At 71.7% G+C, this 15,988-nt stretch carries 20 protein-coding genes; 7 read left to right on the top strand and 13 right to left on the bottom strand.

The window, feature by feature from the left end:
* Nucleotides 1-4: 4 nt before the first annotated feature.
* Genes ABC138_RS04890 through ABC138_RS04905 form a run of 4 tightly spaced genes read right to left on the bottom strand, consistent with a single transcriptional unit; the run spans nucleotide 5 to nucleotide 3,051 of the window.
* On the bottom strand, nucleotides 5-799 hold the full coding sequence (locus ABC138_RS04890; protein ID WP_345912894.1) for a putative hydro-lyase: 795 nt from the start codon (nucleotides 797-799) through the stop codon (nucleotides 5-7).
* The gene (locus ABC138_RS04895; protein WP_345912896.1) at nucleotides 792-1,676 is read right to left on the bottom strand and encodes a biotin-dependent carboxyltransferase family protein; all 885 of its coding nucleotides are present in this window, start codon (nucleotides 1,674-1,676) and stop codon (nucleotides 792-794) included. The genes ABC138_RS04890 and ABC138_RS04895 overlap by 8 nt, the downstream gene beginning before the upstream one ends.
* The gene (locus ABC138_RS04900; RefSeq protein ID WP_211596784.1) at nucleotides 1,673-2,278 is read right to left on the bottom strand and encodes an allophanate hydrolase subunit 1; all 606 of its coding nucleotides are present in this window, start codon (nucleotides 2,276-2,278) and stop codon (nucleotides 1,673-1,675) included. The genes ABC138_RS04895 and ABC138_RS04900 overlap by 4 nt, the downstream gene beginning before the upstream one ends.
* A gap of 5 nt (nucleotides 2,279-2,283) precedes the next feature.
* On the bottom strand, nucleotides 2,284-3,051 hold the full coding sequence (locus ABC138_RS04905) for a 5-oxoprolinase subunit PxpA (protein WP_068421601.1): 768 nt from the start codon (nucleotides 3,049-3,051) through the stop codon (nucleotides 2,284-2,286).
* Nucleotides 3,052-3,292: 241 nt separating this feature from the next.
* Between ABC138_RS04905 and ABC138_RS04910 the strand changes: the two genes are divergently transcribed.
* Nucleotides 3,293-3,982 carry a GntR family transcriptional regulator gene (locus ABC138_RS04910; protein WP_068421597.1) on the top strand — a complete coding sequence of 230 codons (690 nt, stop codon included), beginning with the start codon at nucleotides 3,293-3,295 and terminating at the stop codon, nucleotides 3,980-3,982.
* Nucleotides 3,983-4,038: 56 nt separating this feature from the next.
* Nucleotides 4,039-4,941, top strand: coding sequence for an SDR family oxidoreductase (locus tag ABC138_RS04915; RefSeq protein ID WP_068421596.1), 903 nt, complete (start codon nucleotides 4,039-4,041; stop codon nucleotides 4,939-4,941).
* Nucleotides 4,942-4,948: 7 nt separating this feature from the next.
* Here ABC138_RS04915 and nhaA read toward each other — a convergent pair whose 3' ends face one another.
* The 4 genes from nhaA to ABC138_RS04935 form a co-directional block, all read right to left on the bottom strand.
* Nucleotides 4,949-6,229, bottom strand: coding sequence for a Na+/H+ antiporter NhaA (nhaA, locus tag ABC138_RS04920; protein WP_345912898.1), 1,281 nt, complete (start codon nucleotides 6,227-6,229; stop codon nucleotides 4,949-4,951).
* A 62-nt stretch (nucleotides 6,230-6,291) separates the two neighbouring features.
* On the bottom strand, nucleotides 6,292-6,462 hold the full coding sequence (locus tag ABC138_RS04925) for a hypothetical protein (protein WP_345912899.1): 171 nt from the start codon (nucleotides 6,460-6,462) through the stop codon (nucleotides 6,292-6,294).
* A 77-nt stretch (nucleotides 6,463-6,539) separates the two neighbouring features.
* A complete protein-coding gene (locus tag ABC138_RS04930; RefSeq protein ID WP_345912900.1) occupies nucleotides 6,540-7,958 on the bottom strand; it encodes an MFS transporter in 1,419 nt (472 codons plus the stop codon).
* A 123-nt stretch (nucleotides 7,959-8,081) separates the two neighbouring features.
* Entirely contained in the window at nucleotides 8,082-8,573 is a 492-nt protein-coding gene (locus tag ABC138_RS04935; protein WP_345912902.1) for a DUF6328 family protein, read from the bottom strand.
* 90 nt (nucleotides 8,574-8,663) lie between these two features.
* On the opposite strand from ABC138_RS04935, the gene ABC138_RS04940 reads away from it, so the two are divergent.
* The gene (locus ABC138_RS04940; RefSeq protein WP_345912903.1) at nucleotides 8,664-9,218 is read left to right on the top strand and encodes a type 1 glutamine amidotransferase domain-containing protein; all 555 of its coding nucleotides are present in this window, start codon (nucleotides 8,664-8,666) and stop codon (nucleotides 9,216-9,218) included.
* Nucleotides 9,219-9,221: 3 nt separating this feature from the next.
* On the opposite strand, the gene ABC138_RS04945 is transcribed toward ABC138_RS04940, so the two are convergent.
* Nucleotides 9,222-9,851 (bottom strand): isochorismatase family cysteine hydrolase, encoded by a 630-nt coding sequence (locus tag ABC138_RS04945; RefSeq protein ID WP_345912904.1) that lies wholly within the window; start codon nucleotides 9,849-9,851, stop codon nucleotides 9,222-9,224.
* A gap of 106 nt (nucleotides 9,852-9,957) precedes the next feature.
* On the opposite strand from ABC138_RS04945, the gene ABC138_RS04950 reads away from it, so the two are divergent.
* Nucleotides 9,958-10,227 carry a Rho termination factor N-terminal domain-containing protein gene (locus tag ABC138_RS04950; protein WP_068324342.1) on the top strand — a complete coding sequence of 90 codons (270 nt, stop codon included), beginning with the start codon at nucleotides 9,958-9,960 and terminating at the stop codon, nucleotides 10,225-10,227.
* Between the two features lie 72 nt (nucleotides 10,228-10,299).
* On the opposite strand, the gene ABC138_RS04955 is transcribed toward ABC138_RS04950, so the two are convergent.
* The 4 genes from ABC138_RS04955 to ABC138_RS04970 all read right to left on the bottom strand — a co-directional run bounded on the left by ABC138_RS04955 (nucleotide 10,300) and on the right by ABC138_RS04970 (nucleotide 13,804).
* The gene (locus ABC138_RS04955) at nucleotides 10,300-10,689 is read right to left on the bottom strand and encodes an ectoine synthase (RefSeq protein ID WP_068324338.1); all 390 of its coding nucleotides are present in this window, start codon (nucleotides 10,687-10,689) and stop codon (nucleotides 10,300-10,302) included.
* A gap of 43 nt (nucleotides 10,690-10,732) precedes the next feature.
* Nucleotides 10,733-12,013: a diaminobutyrate--2-oxoglutarate transaminase gene (gene ectB, locus ABC138_RS04960; protein ID WP_068324336.1), complete on the bottom strand. Its 1,281-nt coding sequence runs from the start codon at nucleotides 12,011-12,013 to the stop codon at nucleotides 10,733-10,735.
* Nucleotides 12,014-12,067: 54 nt separating this feature from the next.
* A complete protein-coding gene (gene ectA, locus ABC138_RS04965) occupies nucleotides 12,068-12,556 on the bottom strand; it encodes a diaminobutyrate acetyltransferase (protein ID WP_345912938.1) in 489 nt (162 codons plus the stop codon).
* Between the two features lie 123 nt (nucleotides 12,557-12,679).
* Entirely contained in the window at nucleotides 12,680-13,804 is a 1,125-nt protein-coding gene (locus tag ABC138_RS04970) for an aminotransferase class I/II-fold pyridoxal phosphate-dependent enzyme (protein WP_345912905.1), read from the bottom strand.
* Nucleotides 13,805-13,874: 70 nt separating this feature from the next.
* Between ABC138_RS04970 and ABC138_RS04975 the strand changes: the two genes are divergently transcribed.
* The 3 genes from ABC138_RS04975 to ABC138_RS04985 are packed head-to-tail and all read left to right on the top strand — an operon-like array spanning nucleotide 13,875 to nucleotide 15,978.
* Nucleotides 13,875-14,873 carry a DUF881 domain-containing protein gene (locus tag ABC138_RS04975; protein ID WP_068324333.1) on the top strand — a complete coding sequence of 333 codons (999 nt, stop codon included), beginning with the start codon at nucleotides 13,875-13,877 and terminating at the stop codon, nucleotides 14,871-14,873.
* Nucleotides 14,870-15,202 (top strand): small basic family protein, encoded by a 333-nt coding sequence (locus tag ABC138_RS04980; RefSeq protein ID WP_068324330.1) that lies wholly within the window; start codon nucleotides 14,870-14,872, stop codon nucleotides 15,200-15,202. The genes ABC138_RS04975 and ABC138_RS04980 overlap by 4 nt, the downstream gene beginning before the upstream one ends.
* Nucleotides 15,199-15,978 (top strand): DUF881 domain-containing protein, encoded by a 780-nt coding sequence (locus tag ABC138_RS04985; protein ID WP_068324327.1) that lies wholly within the window; start codon nucleotides 15,199-15,201, stop codon nucleotides 15,976-15,978. Before ABC138_RS04980 ends, ABC138_RS04985 begins: the two co-directional genes overlap by 4 nt.
* Nucleotides 15,979-15,988: the final 10 nt, after the last annotated feature.

The raw sequence follows: 15,988 nt of genomic DNA on the forward strand, positions 1-15,988 counted from the left end.
CTTGTCACGGCACCAGGTAGTCGCTGTCCCGCGCGTCGGTGATCGCCATCATGCCGGGGGCGTGACCGATGGCGAAGGGGGGTCGCGACTGCATGACCGCCGCCTGCGGGGTGACCCCGCAGGCCCAGAAGACGGGGATCTCGCCCTCGCGGACGGGCACCGCGTCACCGAAGTCGGGCCGGCCCAGGTCGGCGATGCCGAGCGCGCCGGGGTCGCCGATGTGCACGGGCGCGCCGTGGACGGCCGGGTAGCGGGAGGTGACCCGGACGGCGGTCGCGACCCGGTCGGCGGGCATCGGCCGCATCGAGACGACGAGGGGTCCGCCGATGGTGCCGGCCGGCCGGCACGGCCGGTTGGTCCGGTACATCGGGACGTTGCTGCCGACCTCGACGTCGCGCACGGGTGCCCCGGCCTCCAGGAGCGCGGCCTCGAAGGTGAAGCTGCACCCGATGAGGAAGGCCACCAGGTCCTCGCGCCAGACGTCGCGCACGTCGGGCACCTCGGCGACGAGCTCGCCGTGCTCGTAGACGCGGTACGCGGGCAGGTCGGTGCGCAGGTCGCCGTCGAAGATGCCGCACGAGAGCTCGCCGGGCTCGGTGACGTCGAGCACCGGGCAGGACTTGGGGTTGCGCTGGGCGAAGAGCAGGACGTCGTAGGCCCGGTCGCGGGGCACGGCGATGAGGTTGGCCTGGGTCCAGCCCGCGCTCCAGCCGGACGTCGGCGTCACCAGGCCGTCGCGGAACCGGGTGCGGGCCTCGACGGGGGAGAGCGACGCGTGGTCGATGACGGGATCAGCCACGCGAGCCACCTCCGCTGAGGACGAAGCGCAGGTGCTGGCCGGGCTGCGCCTGGGCGGCCAGACCGATGTCCTCACTGAGGACGACGCCGATGACGGGATAGCCCCCGGTGACCGGGTGGTCGGCGAGGAAGAGCGTCGGTTGCCCCGTCGGGGGGACCTGCAGTGCGCCGGGCACCATCCCCTCACTCTTGAGCTCCTCGGTGCGCGCGCGCTCGAGGACCGGCCCGGCGAGCCTCATGCCCACCCGGTTGCTCTCGGCCGTCACCTCGTAGGTGCCGCCGGTGAGCACGTCGAGGGCGCTGGCGACGAACCAGTCGGTCCGGGGTCCCGGAGCCACCCTGAGCCGGACCAGCCCGGTGCTCGGGTACCGCACCGGGGCCAGGTCCACCAGGAGCGGCGTGGTCGGTGCCGGGCCGACCGGCAGGAGGTCGCCGGGGGCGGGCACGGCTGGGCCGAGCACGGCCATCGTGTCGGTGGACCGCGAGCGGAGCACCGGCGCGACCGCGATGCCCCCGCGGACGCCGAGATAGCTACGCAGACCCGCCGTCGCGGGCGCCAGACGAAGGGAGGACCCGTCCGGGACCCAGCTCACGGCCGCGTGGCCCACGGGCCGCCCGTCGACGGTCAGGGGTGTCGTGGCGCCGGTGACGGTCACCCACATCCCGCCGCGCGCACGCAGCTCCAGGCCGCCGAAGGTCACCTCGAGCGCGGCTGTCCCCTCGGGGTTGCCGAGGAGCCGGTTGGCCAGCCGCAGGGACAGCGCGTCCGCGGCCCCGGAGCGACCGACCCCGAGGCCGGCGAGTCCCTCACGTCCGAGGTCCTGCACGGTCGTCTGTGGTCCCGTCGCCACGACCTCGAGGGCGCGCGGGCGGCTCATGACCGGGCCTTCACGTACCGCACGACGGTTCCGGGCACGAGCAGCGCCGGCGGTTCCCGGTGGATGTCCCACACCTGGAGGGTCGTGCGCCCGATGAGCTGCCAGCCACCGGGGGACTCGCGGGGGTAGACGCTGGTGAACTCGCCGGCGAGCGCGACGGAGCCGGGCGGGACCCGGGTGCGGGGGTTGGCGTGCCGGGGCACCTGCAGCCGCGGGTCGCCGCCGACCATGTAGCCGAAACCGGGCGCGAAGCCGCAGAAGGCAACCGTCCACGGGGTCCCGGTGTGGGCCTCGATGACGCCGCGCTCGTCCAGTCCGGTGAGCCGCGCCACCTCGGCGAGGTCCTCCCCGTCGTACACGACGGGGATCTCGACCTCGCCGGTCGTGGCCCGTTCGTGGGTCCCCACGGTGATCGTCGAGATCTCGCGGGAGAGCCGCGCGACGTCCGTGCGCGAGCGGTCGATCGTGATGAGGAGCGTCGTCGCGGCGGGGACCATGTCGACGACGCCGTCCGGCAGGTCCTCGTCGAGGCGGGCGTAGAGGGCCAGCACCTCGTCCATGTCTGCCATCTCGACGAGGACGCCGGAGTCGGCGCAGGGCATGATCCTCACGTCGCCTCCCCGACGAAGGGGGTGAGCTCCACCCCGGCTTCGTCCAGGCCCGCCCGGACCTGTCGGGCGATCTCCACGGCTCCCGGGCTGTCCCCGTGCACGCACAGCGAGCCGGCCGGCGCGGCGACGACCGTCCCGTCCACGGCGACGACCTCCCCCTTCGTCGCGATGCGCACGCAGCGCCGGGCGATCTCGGCGGGGTCGTGGAGGACGGCTCCGGGCTCGCGGCGGGACACGAGGGTGCCCTCGGGCGTGTACGCACGGTCGGCGAAGGCCTCACCCACCGTGGTCAGCCCGGCCTCCTGTGCGAGGCGCAACCAGACCGACCCGGGCAGGCCCATGACGGGCAGCGTCCGATCGTAGGCGAGCACGGCCTCGACGACCGCGGCCGCCTGTGCCTCGTGGTGGACGATCGCGTTGTAGAGGGCACCGTGCGGCTTGACGTACCGCACGCGGGTCCCGGCGACGCGGGCGAAACCCTCAAGAGCACCGATCTGGTAGATCACGTCGGCCGTGAGCTCGGCCGGCGCGACGTCGATGAAGCGGCGACCGAACCCCGGCAGGTCCCGGTACCCGACCTGGGCCCCGATGGCGACGCCCTGGGCCGCGGCCTGCTCGCAGCTGTGCCGCAGCACCGACGGGTCTCCCGCGTGGAAGCCGCAGGCGACGTTGGCGCTCGTCACCACCTCGAGCATCGCGTCGTCATCACCGAGGGTCCATCTGCCGAAGCTCTCGCCGAGGTCGGCGTTGAGGTCGATCTGCATCACTGCTCCTGTCGTCGGGGTTGGTGGAGAGGTCTACGTCCAGAGGTCGACGCTGCCGCTAGCACCCACCATCGCGGTGGCGCCGAGCCCGGTCCCGCCGATGACCCGCCAGTCGTTCCGAGGAGAGCGCGCCTGCCCGGGATACCTCATTGTGCGCCTGGCGATCACGGTAGTGATTGTTCAACAATCCCGCAATCTCCATTCGATAGGGTCGGTCCACTGGACACGAAGGGTGGTCGCCATGGGGCGGGACTGGATCGCGGCGCTCGAGGGCGAGCGCGCGACGATGGGGCGCACGAGCGCGAGCGAGAAGGTCGCGGATGCGCTGCGCACCCGCATCATCGAGGGCGACCTGCGGCCCGGGACGCGCCTGTCGGAGGAGCGCATCGGCGCAGCGCTCGGCGTCTCCCGCAACACCCTCCGCGAGGCCTTCCACCTCCTCGGGCACGAGCGTCTCGTCGTCCACGAGTTCAACCGCGGGGTCTTCGTGCGGGCCCTCGGCGAGGACGACGTCCGCGACCTCTACCGCTTCCGGCGCATCCTCGAGACCGCGGGGGTGCGACGGTGCGCGATCGAGTCGCCGGACCTGCGGGGACTGCGGTCCGCGGTGGACGAAGGGAGAGTCGCCGCGGGCGCCGAGGACTGGCTGGCCCTCGGCTCGGCCAACATGCACTTCCACCTGGGGCTGGCCGCCCTGGCCGGCAGCCGACGGGTCGACGAGGCGATGCGTCAGGTCCTCGCGGAGATGCGCCTCGTCTTCGCGATGATGGCCGACCCGCGGACCTTCCACGAGCCGTACCTGGCCGGCAACGCCGAGCTGGTGTCGCTCCTGGCCGCCGGCGACCACGTGGGTGCAGAGGACACACTGCTCGCCTACCTCGATCGCGCCGAGGCCCAGCTGCTCGACGCGATGAGCGCACCTGCCGTTTGACCACCTGCCTCGGGGGTAGTCCCGCTCGGACCACCCCACGACAGCAGGAGCGTGCCATGAGCGAGTCCGATCTGAGCGTCCGCGCCGCCCGGATGGCCACCGGCCCCGACGGCGGGTTCCCGGCGCAGCAGCAGTCCCTCCCGGGATCGACCGAGCGCATGGACCCGGTACCCGACCACGGCGAGGACACGTGGGTGGGGTCCGGGCGCCTCGAGGGCCTGCGTGCCCTGATCACCGGCGGTGACTCCGGCATCGGTCGGGCCGTCGCCATCGCCTTCGCCCGCGAGGGCGCCGACGTGGCCATCGGGTACCTGCCCGAGGAGCAGCAGGACGCGGAGACGACGGCCGGCTGGGTCCGCGACGCCGGGCGCACGGCCGTGCTGTGCCCGGGTGACCTGAGCGAGCGCACCACGTGCACCGACGTCCTCGATGCCGCCGTCCAGGGTCTCGGCGGTCTCGACGTCCTCGTCAACAACGCCGGGGTGCAGATGGCCCGTGACGAGGGCCTGGAGGACATGAGCGACGAGCGCATCGAGCGGGTGCTGCGCACCAACCTGCACGCGCTCTTCTGGCTGACCCGTGCGGCCCTGCCGCACCTCGGCAGCGGCTCCAGCATCATCAACGTCAGCTCGATCCAGGCCTACCAACCTTCGACCTCGCTGCTGGACTACGCGTCGACCAAGGCCGCCATCAACAACTTCACCGTGAACCTCGCCGCCGAGCTCGGCCCGCGCGGGGTGCGGGTCAACGCCGTGGCACCCGGGCCGATCTGGACACCCCTGCAGCCGGCCACCCAGCACGAGGACAAGATCGAGGCCTTCGGCGCCGACACCCCCCTCGGCAGGGCCGGCCAGCCGGGGGAGTGCGCGGGGGCCTTCGTCTTCCTCGCCTCACCTCGCGAGGCGAGCTACGTCTCGGGCACGGTGCTCGGCGTGACGGGCGGCAAGCCCGTCTTCTGACAGCGGGTCAGGCGGCGGTCGCACCCGCCGGCTGGGCCCGTCGGCTGCGCATGGCCAGCAGCGCCCCCCCGACGAGCGCGGAGACGAGCGAGCCGAGGAGGACGCCGATCTTGACGTGCTCGTCGGCGACGCTGGCGGCGCCGTAGGAGAGCTCACCCACGAGGAGCGAGACGGTGAACCCCACACCGGCGACGAAGCCCATGCCGATGATGTCCGGCCAGCGGAGCGACTCGTCGAGCTGGAAGGCCGGCAGCCGGCTGAGGACGTAGGTCGTCGTCGTGATGCCGATCGGCTTGCCGATGAACAGGCCGGCGATGATCCCGAGGGTGATCGGGTCCTGCAGGGCGGCGCGGAACCCGTCGAGGCCCCCCACGGTCACGCCGGCGGAGAAGAAGGCGAAGACCGGCACGGCGATGAGCGTGGTGAAGACGCCCCACTGGTCCGCCAGGTGTGCGGCGATCCCGTCGTAGACCGGTGTCCCGTCCTCGTCGGTCGACGCCAGGACGCGCGCCCGCTCGCTGGCGACGACCGGCACGGTGAACCCCAGGAGGACCCCTGCCACCGTCGCGTGGATCCCGGAGGCATGGACGAGCGCCCAGGTGAGCACGCCGAGGGGGACGAGCAGCCACCAGCTGATGACGCCCCGCTGGACGAGGACGGCGAAGAGCGCGAGCGGGACGAGCGCGAGCAGCAGCCACTGCAGCTGCAGGCCCTCGGTGTAGACGATCGCGATGATCGTGATGGCGATGAAGTCGTCGACGATCGCCAGCGTCAGCAGGAAGACCCGCAGTGCAGGTGGCAGGAAGCGTCCGACGACGGCGAGCACGGCGACGGCGAAGGCGATGTCGGTGGCCGTCGGGATGGCCCAGCCGCGCAGCGCGCCCTCGGAGTCGGAGGCAAGTGCGATGGCCGTGAAGATCAGCGCGGGGACCACGACACCACCGAAGGCGGCCGCGATGGGCAGCGCCGCCTGGCGCGGGTTGCGCAGCTTGCCGGCGACGAACTCCTCCTTGAGCTCCAGGCCGACGACGAAGAAGAAGATCGCGAGGAGCCCGTCGGCGGCCCACTCGCCGACGGTGAGGTCGAGGTGGACCGCGTGCGGGCCGAGGGTGAAGTCGCGGACGGAGGTGTAGAGGTCCGCGAGGCCGGAGTTGGCGAGCACGAGCGCGACGACGGTGGCACCGAGCAGGAGCGCACCGCCGACGGCGTCGCTCTGCGCCGTCGCGTGGACACCGCGCCAGATCTCGTGGGGAGCCAGCCGGCTGGGGGTCTGGGAGGACTGGGACATGCGTGACGACCTTGTCTGGGGAGGGGAGTGGCTGCCCGGGAGGCGCCGCCGTCGGCGGGGCCTCAGCCGGAGGGTGGCGGGCAGCCGGCGATCTCCCCGTGGGCATTGGTGCCCCAGGTGCTGATCCAGCCGTTGGTCCCCGGGTGGCGCACGGTGCGCATGTGCACGCGCATGCGTGCGGCCTCCGCCAGCAGGCGGGGATGCGCAGCGGTGCGCGTCGTGGGACCGGTCACCCGACGAGTGTAGGGACATGGCGAAGGGGGGTGAGCACGGTGTCCGCGCTCGCCCCCCTTCGTCCGCGCCCGCCGGATCAGCGGCCGGCCGCGTCCATCGCCGCGGCCTCGTCGGCGATCGCGTCCGAGCCGTAGTCCTCGGGCTCGGACTGCGGGACGTGGGTGCCGTGCAGCGACGCCCCCGCGGTCTCCTTGAGGAAGAGGAGGGCGACCATGCCGATGACGCAGGCGATCATCATGTAGACGGCCGGGAACTCGAGGAAGCCGGTCCGGCCGACCACCGCCTCGTTGACCGGTGCCGCCGTGCCACCGAAGGCCGCCGTGAAGACGTTGTACGTCACCGCGAACCCGGCAAACCGTACATGGGCCGGGAACATCGCCGGGAAGGTCGCCGAGATCGTCGACAGCTGCGGGATGTAGAGCAGGCCGAGCACGGCGAAGCCGATCAGCGCGCCGACGAAGCTGCGGCCCATGAGCCAGTACATCGGGACCGCGAAGACGAAGAGCCCGATCATCGAGAACCACCACATCCTGCGGCGTCCGATGATGTCGGAGTAGTGCCCGCAGAAGGGCAGCAGGGCCATCATGAACAGCTCGCCGACGAGGATGACGATGAGCGACTTGTTGGCGTCCAGGCCGATCTTCGTCTCGAGGTAGGTCGGCATGTACGTCAGCAGGGTGTAGTTCACGACGTTGAGCGGGACGACCAGCCCGGCCATCGTGAGCATGGGCTTCCAGTACTCGACCATGAGGTCACGCAGTCCGTGCGCGGCGGACTGCTCGCTCTGGCCCGACTCCTCGAGGTCGGCGAAGACCGGCGTCTCGTCGAGCTGCGAACGCAGGTAGAGGCCGATGGCGCCGAGCGGGCCGGCGACGAAGAACGGGATGCGCCAGCCCCAGTCCTCCATGGCGGCCTCGCCGAGAAGGACCTGCAGGACGAGCACGACGGCCGTACCGAGGGCGAAGCCGCCCAGGGTGCCGAACTCGAGGAAGCTGCCGTAGAGGCCGCGACGCTTGTCGGGCGCGTACTCCGCCATGAAGGTCGCGGCGCCGCCGTACTCACCGCCGGTGGAGAAACCCTGGACGAGGCGCAGGACGACCAGGAGCGCGGGCGCCCAGAGGCCGATCGACTCGTAGGTCGGCAGCAGGCCGATGCAGAAGGTCGCGGCCGACATCAGGATGATCGTCAGCGCGAGGACGCCCTTGCGCCCGAGCCGGTCACCGAGCGGCCCCCAGAAGAAGCCACCGAAGGGTCGGGCGACGAAGGACACCGCCAGGGTCGCGAGGGTCAGCAGGGTCGCGTGCTCACCGGGGAAGAAGTGGCTGCCGATGTACGTCGCGACGACCGCGTAGGCGCCGTAGTCGTACCACTCGGTCGCATTGCCCATCGCCGACGCGGCGACGGCCTGCTTGATCGTCCGGCGCGGCGGCAGGTCCTCGAAGGCCGTGCCTGCAGCGCCTGCTGCGGGCGCACCCGCAGGGGTGTGCGTGCTCATGGATCTCCTTGGGGTCGAACGTCTCCCGCGTGCGGACGCGGCTTTGCACGTCAGGCGACGTTACGTAGATCCACCGGCACTCGCCATCCGAGACGCGCGCGCCCGGGTTTTGCGACTCTTGTCTCATTCCTCGGATCGGGGCGGTCGACCGCCGACGACGAAGGGGAGGAGCACCAGCGACCCCAGGACGAGCAGCACCATGGCACCGCCGACGACGAAGGCGGCTCCGCGCCCGACCACGACGTCGAAGACGAAGGTCGCGATACCGGTGACGAGGAGCGAGACGAGCGCCAGGACGATCCTCGCGATGGTGTGCCCGGCCGCGACGAGCCGATCCTTGCGCTGCCATCGGAAGACGCGGCGGTGCACGGCGATCGGGGCGACGAGGAGCGTCGTGGTGACGGTCGCGAGGAGCACGAGCCCGAGGTAGAGGTTGCGTTGGAAGGAGTCGAGGTCGGCGAAGGCGGACTGGAAGGGCAGCGTCAGCAGGAAGCCGCCGAGCACCTGGACCCCGGTCTGGAGGACGCGGAACTCCTGCAGCAGGTCGTTCCAGTTGCGGTCGGCGCGCTCGGACGCCGTCTCGTCCCTGTCGGTGGGGCCGTCGTGATCGCTCATCCGGCCATCCTGCCCGCTGCGGACCGTGCATGGGGCGCGTGTGCGGGGGTAGGGCGCCGGGGACAGACACCCCGACGACAGGAGCAGACCATGGCGTCCACCGACGACCGGACCACTCGCCGCATCGCGGTGCTCGTGGCCATGGAGGGCATCGAGCAGGTCGAGCTGACCAGCCCGTGGAAGGCCTTGGAGGAGGCGGGCTGGCAGCCCGTGCTCGTCGCCCCGGAGCAGGGCGAGGTCCAGGCCTTCGAGCACCTCGACAAGGCGGACAGCTTCCCGGTGGACCGCACCGTCGCCGATGTCTCCGCCACGGACTTCGCGGGGCTCCTCCTGCCCGGCGGTGTGGCCAACCCCGACGCGCTGCGCCTGGATGCCGGAGCGGTCGGCCTGGTGCGCGACTTCGTGCAGGGCGGCCGCCCCGTCGCCGCGATCTGCCACGCCATCTGGCTGCTCGTGGAGGCGGACGTCGTGCGCGACCGCACGGTGACCTCGTGGCCGAGCCTGCAGACGGACGTGCGCAACGCCGGGGGCACGTGGGTGGACCAGGAGGTCGTCACGGACGGGATGCTCGTGACGAGCCGCAAGCCCGACGACCTGCCCGCCTTCAACGCCGCTGTGCTCGCCGTCCTGGGCGCCACCGGCTGACGCTCACCGGGCGTCCTCGGTGACCATGCTGGTGACCCGGCACAGGGCATCGGCGGACAGCACCGGGAAGCGGTACTCGTCGCGCAGGGTGTCCAGGGTCAGCTCGTGCAGCTCGGGGCGGTGCGAGGCGATGGCGTCACGCACGAGCACGACCTCGAGGTCGACCGCGAAGGCGTGGGCCGCGGTGAGCAGCACGCACGAGTGCGTCGAGACGCCGATGACGACGAGCGCCTCGACGCCGAGCCCGCGCAGGGTTTCCTCGAGGTCGGTGCCGACGAAGGCGTCGTCGCGGGTCTTGACGACCTGCGTGGCCGCCGAGAGGTCGAGCTCGTCGAGACACGCCGTGTGGTCGTCGCCCTCGAAGAGGTACCCCTGGTCGTCCTCGAGCATGGTGATCGTCCACGTCGACCGGTCGCGCTGGTGGACGGTGCGCACCGTGACCACCGGCAGCTGCTCGCGCTCGGCCCACCGCAGGACCTGGCGGCACCGGGCGACGAGCGTCTCCCGGCGCGCGGCGAGGGACGGGTCCTCGAAGAAGGCCTCCTGCAGGTCGATGGCGAGCACGGCCGTGCGCTGCAGGGGCGCGCGCCACGGCGCGCGGTCGCGTTGCGGCTCTGGGGTCGGGGTGTCCATGAGGGCCCATCTACCCCGTGGGAGGAGAAAACATGTCTCTCGGCCGATGCATGCAGCCAACGGGCGGGGGTAGGGCCCAGCCACCTGACGACGAGAGGAGCACGTCATGCCTGAGCGCAAGCCGGGACCGAGCGTCAAGGACGCCGAGCTCTACGAGGAGCTGCGCGACGACGGCGCCAGCAAGGAGAAGGCGGCGCGCATCGCCAACGCCGCTGCCAACACCTCCCGCTCCGAGGTCGGCCGGCGGGGTGGTGAGTCCGGCTCGTACGACGACTGGACCGTCGACGAGCTGCGGGAGCGCGCCAAGGAGCTGGAGATCGAGGGGCGGTCGTCGATGGACAAGGCCGAGCTGATCGACGCGTTGCGCAACCACTGACGTCGCGTACCCGCCACGCGATGACGAAGGGGGGCGGACCAGCCGGTCCGCCCCCCTTCGTCCTCGTGGTGCTCAGTCCTCGGTGAGGACCGGGTACACGCCGTTCTCGTCGTGCACCTCACGGCCGGTGACCGGCGGGTTGAACACGCACGCGCAGTGGATGTCCTCCTCGACGGTCACGGTGTGCTTGTCCGCGTCGTCGAGCATGTACATGACGCCCGGCTCGAGGACGAACTCCTCGCCGGTGTCGCGGTCGAGGAGCGTGCCCTTGCCCTGGTAGACGTAGACCGCCTCGACGTGGTTGGCGTACCAGAACTCCGAGGACGTCCCGGCCTTGAGGATGGTGATGTGGAAGCTGAAGCCGACCTTGTCCTTGGCGAGGACCATCCGGCGGCTCTGCCAGTTGCCGTGCTGGACGTCGTACTCGGTGCCGTCCAGGTCGTTGACGTTCAGGACCTTCATGTGGGTCTCCTTGTCGTGTCGGGTGCGGTGGAGCGAAGGGGGATCAGGCGCCGGCGCGTGCGGGTGCGCCGAGCACCTCGCGGACCGCGTCCTCGAGCTGGTCGAGACCGGCCGCCAGCTCCTCCTCGGTGATGGTGAGGGGCGGCATAATCTTCACGACCTCGCTGGACGGCCCGGAGGTCTCGACGAGCAGCTTCCTGGCGAAGGCCGCCTTCGCGATCTTCTCGGCCGCCTCCTTGTCCGCGAAGGCGACGCCGGCGAGGAGGCCTCGGCCGCGGACCTCGCTGCCCTCGGCGAGACCGGCGAAGAGCTCGAGGCGCTCGTGGAGCTGGGCGGCCCGGGCCGCGACGTCCTGCTGCAGGGCGTCGTCGGACCAGTAGGTGCGCAGCGCCGTGGTCGCGGTGACGAAGGCCGGGTTGTGGCCGCGGAAGGTGCCGTTGTGCTCGCCCGGCTCCCAGTCGTCCACCTCGGGCTTCATCAGGGTCAGCGCCATCGGCAGGCCGTAGCCGGAGATCGACTTGCTGATCGTGATGATGTCGGGGTCGAGGCCGAAGGGCTCGAAGGAGAAGAAGGTCCCGGTGCGGCCGCAGCCGGCCTGGACGTCGTCGACGATCAGGAGCACGCCGTGCTCGCGGCACAGCTCCTGCAGCTCCTTCAGCCACTCGCCGCGCGCGGCGTTGAGGCCGCCCTCGCCCTGGACGGTCTCGACGATGACCGCGGCAGGCAGGTTGTGGCCGGAGCCGCTGTCGGCCCAGATGCGCTTGAGCCAGGCGAAGTCCGAGGTCTCGCCGACGATGTAGTCGTCGTACGGGGCGGACGTGGCGTGGTAGAGCGGCGTCCCTGCCCCGGCCCGCTTGAAGGCGTTGCCGGTGACGGCGAGCGCGCCGAGCGTCATGCCGTGGAAGGCGTTGGTGAAGGAGACGATCTCCTCGCGGCCGGTCACCTTGCGCGCGGTCTTGAGCGCGGTCTCGACCGCGTTGGTCCCGGTCGGCCCGGGGAACTGGATCTTGTGCGTCATGCCGCGCGGCTGGAGGATCAGCTCGGTGAAGGTCTCGAGGAACTCGCGCTTGGCCTTGGTGTGCATGTCCATCGAGTGGGTGACGCCGTCGCGCGAGATGTACTCGACGAGCGCCTCCTTGAGCACGTCGTTGTTGTGCCCGTAGTTGAGCGCACCGGCGCCGGAGAAGAAGTCGGTGTAGCGCTCGCCGTCCTCGGTCGTCTGGTACACGCCCTTCGCGGTGTCGAAGACGACGGGCCAGTTGCGGCAGTAGCTGCGCACCTCGGACTCGCGCTCGGTGAAGATGTCGGTGGCGGGGTTGCTCATGGGGTGGTCCTTCCGTGGAGGGATCTGCAGGGGTGGTCTCTCGTGGCGGCCGGGTCAGAACGGTCCGATGCGGTGCAGCACCTCCGGCTCGTGCCCTTCGTCGGGGAACTGCTCGAAGAGCGCCAGCTCCTCGTGGTGGGCGTCGCGCGTCCGGGCGAACCGGGCGAAGAGCGCCCGGGAGGCGGCGTTGTCCTCGGTGATCGTCGTCTCGAGCATCGTCACGCCGGGCACGGACCGCGCCAGGTGGTCGAGCATGCGGGCGGCGAGGCCGTGGCCGCGCTGGTCGGCGTCGACGGCCACCTGCCAGACCATGAGGGTCTCGGGTGCCCGTGGCCGCAGGTACCCGCTGACGAACCCCACGACCCTGCCCTCGCGCTCGGCGACGACGCTCGTTGCGGCGAAGTCGCGCGCCCACAGCAGGTAGGCGTACGAGGAGTTGAGGTCGAGGGTCTGCGAGTCCCTGGCCACGCGCCACATGTCGCCGCCGTCGGCGACGTCGGGGTGACGGAGTGTGAACGGGGACTGCTGGCTCTGGTCGGGCATCTCTGGGTCGGCGATCACCTGTTTCAACCTAACGTGACCAGCGTGGAGATCAAATCGCCGTCCACGCCGGGTGGCCGATTCCGTTGTGGCGCAAGGGGATTCAGCCCAAAGTGAGACATCCCACTAGACGGACCGGGCGATCCTGGTCACCGCCTCGGTGAGGATCTGCGGCGACGTGGCGAAGTTCAACCGGGCGTACCCCGTACCCGCCCCGAAGGGGGGTCCGGGGGAGAGGGCGACCCGCGCGACCTCACGCAGGTGGTGGGCCGGGTCGTCGCCCAGATCGAGCTCGCGCAGGTCCAGCCACGCGAGGTAGGTCGCCTCCACGGTCTGCCAGCGCACCCTCGGCAGGTGCTCGGCCAGCAGCCCGGCGAGCAGCGTGCGGTTGGCGTCGAGGTCGAGCACGAGGTCCGCCAGCCAGTCCCGAGCACCGACCAGGGCCGCGGTGTGGAGGCGCACGCCCAGGTGGCTCGTCGTGTACTCCAGACCCGGCGGCAGCGCGCGCATCGCCGCCGCTGCCTCCGACCCGCCCATGAGGACCGCCGACTTCGCCCCGGCGAGGTTCCATCCCTTCGCGGGGGAGAAGACCGCGAGCCCGGACTGGCCCTCCGGCAGGGAGAGCAGAGGGGTGAAGTCCGCGCCGGGCAGCACGAGCGGGGCGTGGATCTCGTCGCTGACGATCCGCACGCCGTGGCGGGCGGCAGCCCTCGCGACGTCGGCGAGCTCCTCGCGCGTCGGGACCGTACCGGTCGGGTTGTGGGGGTTGGACAGCAGCAGCGCGCCGCGGCCGCCCTCGACGAACGCGGCCTCGAGAGCGGCTGCGTCGAGGCGCCCGGCGGGTCCGAGCGGGACCGGCACGAGCCGGCGGCCGACCTCGTGCGCGGCCGCGTGGAAGGGAGGGTAGACGGGCACGGTGATGTACACCGGGTCGTCCGGCCCGGTGAGCACGGCGAGCCCGGCGCGGACCCCCGACATGACGTCGGCCACGGGGCGGGCGCGGGACGGCTCGACCTGCGCACCCCACTCGGCGTACAGGGCCACCACGGCCTCGACGTACGGCTGCGTCACCGGGTACCCGAGGTCCCCGTCGCGGGCGATCCGGTGCAGCTCGTCGACCACGGCGGGTGCCGGCACGACGTCCATCTCGGCGATCCACAGCGGCAGCACGTCGGGGTCGTGGAGCCGCCACTTGATGCTCGTGCGCCGCCGCAGGGCGGCTTCGTCCAGGGTGAGGACACGTCGTTGCATGCCTCCACTCTGGCAGGACGCCCAGCGCCTACGCTGGAGATCCACCCCCTCGGCAGGAAGGAGCAGGCCCGTGCGTCCCGACGACGACGAGCACCCCCGGCGCGACCGGCCGGCGAGCCTGCGCGAGGAGGACCTCGGCGAGGACGAGGCGGACTACGCCGACGCCAAGGGCGTGGCCCACCCGCGACGACGGCCCGACGCGTCGATGACCCTGCTCACCTCGATGCTCGAGCGACCGCTCGACCCCGGTTATGCCGCGGCCGCGGAGAAGCGCCTGGCCGCCGGCCAGCCCGCCTCCAGCGGCACCCGGCGCCCGCTCCTCATCGTCTGGCTGCTCATCATCGGCCTCGTCATCGGCGTGAGCACCGCCGAGTTGCGCGGCCGCGACGGCGCACGCAACGAGGCCCGCCGGGACCTCATCACGCAGATCGAGGCGCGCCAGCAGACCGTCGACGAGCGCGACACGCAGGTGCGCTCCCTGCAGCGCGAGATCGACGCCGTCACCGCGCGGCTCGACCCTGAGCTGGTGGGTACACGAGCGGCGGAGCTGGACTCCCTTCGCGTCAGCAGCGGCCTCGCGGCCGTCACCGGGCCCGGTCTGCGGATCACGCTCGACGACGCCGCCGGCACGCGCACGTCCGCCGACGGCGATCCCCGCACGGGCGCCTCCTCGGAGGGGCGTGTGCAGTCCAAGGACATGCAGATCCTCGCCAACGGCCTGTGGGACGCCGGCGCCGAGGCGATCAGCATCAACGGGCAGCGACTCACCTCGCGCACCGCCATCCGCTTCGCCGGCGAGGCGATCCTCGTCAACTTCCGCCCGCTCACCCGGCCGTACACGATCGAGGCGATCGGCGACCCGGCCGCCATGCAGACCCGCTTCGCCGAGGGGACCGCCGGGTCCTACCTCACGGGGCTGCGGAGCAACTACGGCATCGAGACCTCGTTGACGACGCAGGACGAGCTGACGCTCCCCAGCGCCGTCAACGTCAGCACCCGAGAGGCGCAGGTCGTCCCCCCGGGGGCCGCCCTGCCGCGGGTCACCCCGTTGGACAAGGAGAACTCATGATCCCCGCCCTGGGGCTCGTCGTCGGGGTCATCCTCGGCCTCGTGCTGCAACCGGACGTCCCGATCTGGTTGCAGCCCTACCTGCCGATCGCGGTCATCGCCGCCCTCGACGCCGTCTTCGGCGCCGTGCGCGCGACGCTCGACGGGATCTTCGACGACAAGGTCTTCGTCGTCAGCTTCCTGTCGAACGTCGTCGTCGCGGCCTTCATCGTCTTCCTCGGTGACCAGCTCGGCGTCGGCTCGCAGCTGTCGACCGGTGTCGTCGTCGTCCTCGGCGTGCGGATCTTCTCCAACGTGGCCTCGATCCGCCGCCACCTCTTCAAGGCATGAGCGCGCAGGGCGGCGGTCCGGAGCCGCGGGAGAGCCCGGAGGAGACGAGCGCCTGGCGGCGTGTGTACCTCATGGCGCGGCCCCGGGCGACCCGCGCGAACGGGTTCGCCCTGCTGCTCGCCTGCCTCCTCGGCTTCGCCATCGCGACCCAGGTGCGCCAGACGCAGTCCCAGGGGCTGGAGGACCTGCGCCAGGACGAGCTCGTGCGCATCCTCGACGACGTGACGCAGAACGGCACCCGCCTCGACGACGAGATCGCGGAGCTGGAGACCACCCGCGACGGCCTGGCCAACAGCGAGGACAACTCGCCCGAGGCGATCGCCGCCGCGCAGGAACGGGCGGACACCCTCGGGATCCTCGCCGGTACCCAGCGGGCCACCGGCCCGGGCATCCGGCTGACGATCGACGACGCCGACGGCCAGGTCGACGCGGCCGCGCTGCTCGACGCGGTGCAGGAGCTGCGTGACGCCGGCGCCGAGGCGATGCAGGTCGGCGACGTGCGCGTCGTCGCGAGCACCTGGTTCCGCGACGGCGAGCGCGGAGTCGAGGCGGACGGCCAGCAGCTGGAGCAGCCGTACGAGTTCATCGTCATCGGCGACCCCCAGACGATGAGCTCCGCGATGGAGATCCCGGGCGGCGTGTCGGAGTCCGTGCGCAGCAAGGGGGGCGAGGTGACGATCAAGGAGTACGCGTCGATCAACGTGGACGCGTTGCACACCGATTCACCCCCTCGTTACGCTCAGCCCGTCCCGGAGCCGACAGACGGCTCGAAGTGATCCGGGCTCG

The organism is Janibacter sp. LM (assembly GCF_039631275.1).
Taxonomy (GTDB): domain Bacteria; phylum Actinomycetota; class Actinomycetes; order Actinomycetales; family Dermatophilaceae; genus Janibacter; species Janibacter terrae.

Excerpts from the sequence above, each read along its gene's own strand:
- ectA (WP_345912938.1), bottom strand. The coding sequence starts at position 12,556 with ATGCCCGACCAGAGCCAGCAGTCCCCGTTCACACTCCGTCACCCCGAC.
- ABC138_RS04910 (WP_068421597.1), top strand. The coding sequence starts at position 3,293 with ATGGGGCGGGACTGGATCGCGGCGCTCGAGGGCGAGCGCGCGACGATG.
- ABC138_RS04915 (WP_068421596.1), top strand. The coding sequence starts at position 4,039 with ATGAGCGAGTCCGATCTGAGCGTCCGCGCCGCCCGGATGGCCACCGGC.
- ABC138_RS04895 (WP_345912896.1), bottom strand. The coding sequence starts at position 1,676 with ATGAGCCGCCCGCGCGCCCTCGAGGTCGTGGCGACGGGACCACAGACG.
- ABC138_RS04985 (WP_068324327.1), top strand. The coding sequence starts at position 15,199 with ATGAGCGCGCAGGGCGGCGGTCCGGAGCCGCGGGAGAGCCCGGAGGAG.
- ectB (WP_068324336.1), bottom strand. The coding sequence starts at position 12,013 with ATGAGCAACCCCGCCACCGACATCTTCACCGAGCGCGAGTCCGAGGTG.
- ABC138_RS04940 (WP_345912903.1), top strand. The coding sequence starts at position 8,664 with ATGGCGTCCACCGACGACCGGACCACTCGCCGCATCGCGGTGCTCGTG.
- ABC138_RS04905 (WP_068421601.1), bottom strand. The coding sequence starts at position 3,051 with ATGCAGATCGACCTCAACGCCGACCTCGGCGAGAGCTTCGGCAGATGG.
- ABC138_RS04980 (WP_068324330.1), top strand. The coding sequence starts at position 14,870 with ATGATCCCCGCCCTGGGGCTCGTCGTCGGGGTCATCCTCGGCCTCGTG.
- nhaA (WP_345912898.1), bottom strand. The coding sequence starts at position 6,229 with ATGTCCCAGTCCTCCCAGACCCCCAGCCGGCTGGCTCCCCACGAGATC.
- ABC138_RS04930 (WP_345912900.1), bottom strand. The coding sequence starts at position 7,958 with ATGAGCACGCACACCCCTGCGGGTGCGCCCGCAGCAGGCGCTGCAGGC.
- ABC138_RS04950 (WP_068324342.1), top strand. The coding sequence starts at position 9,958 with ATGCCTGAGCGCAAGCCGGGACCGAGCGTCAAGGACGCCGAGCTCTAC.
- ABC138_RS04900 (WP_211596784.1), bottom strand. The coding sequence starts at position 2,278 with ATGCCCTGCGCCGACTCCGGCGTCCTCGTCGAGATGGCAGACATGGAC.
- ABC138_RS04945 (WP_345912904.1), bottom strand. The coding sequence starts at position 9,851 with ATGGACACCCCGACCCCAGAGCCGCAACGCGACCGCGCGCCGTGGCGC.
- ABC138_RS04970 (WP_345912905.1), bottom strand. The coding sequence starts at position 13,804 with ATGCAACGACGTGTCCTCACCCTGGACGAAGCCGCCCTGCGGCGGCGC.
- ABC138_RS04935 (WP_345912902.1), bottom strand. The coding sequence starts at position 8,573 with ATGAGCGATCACGACGGCCCCACCGACAGGGACGAGACGGCGTCCGAG.
- ABC138_RS04955 (WP_068324338.1), bottom strand. The coding sequence starts at position 10,689 with ATGAAGGTCCTGAACGTCAACGACCTGGACGGCACCGAGTACGACGTC.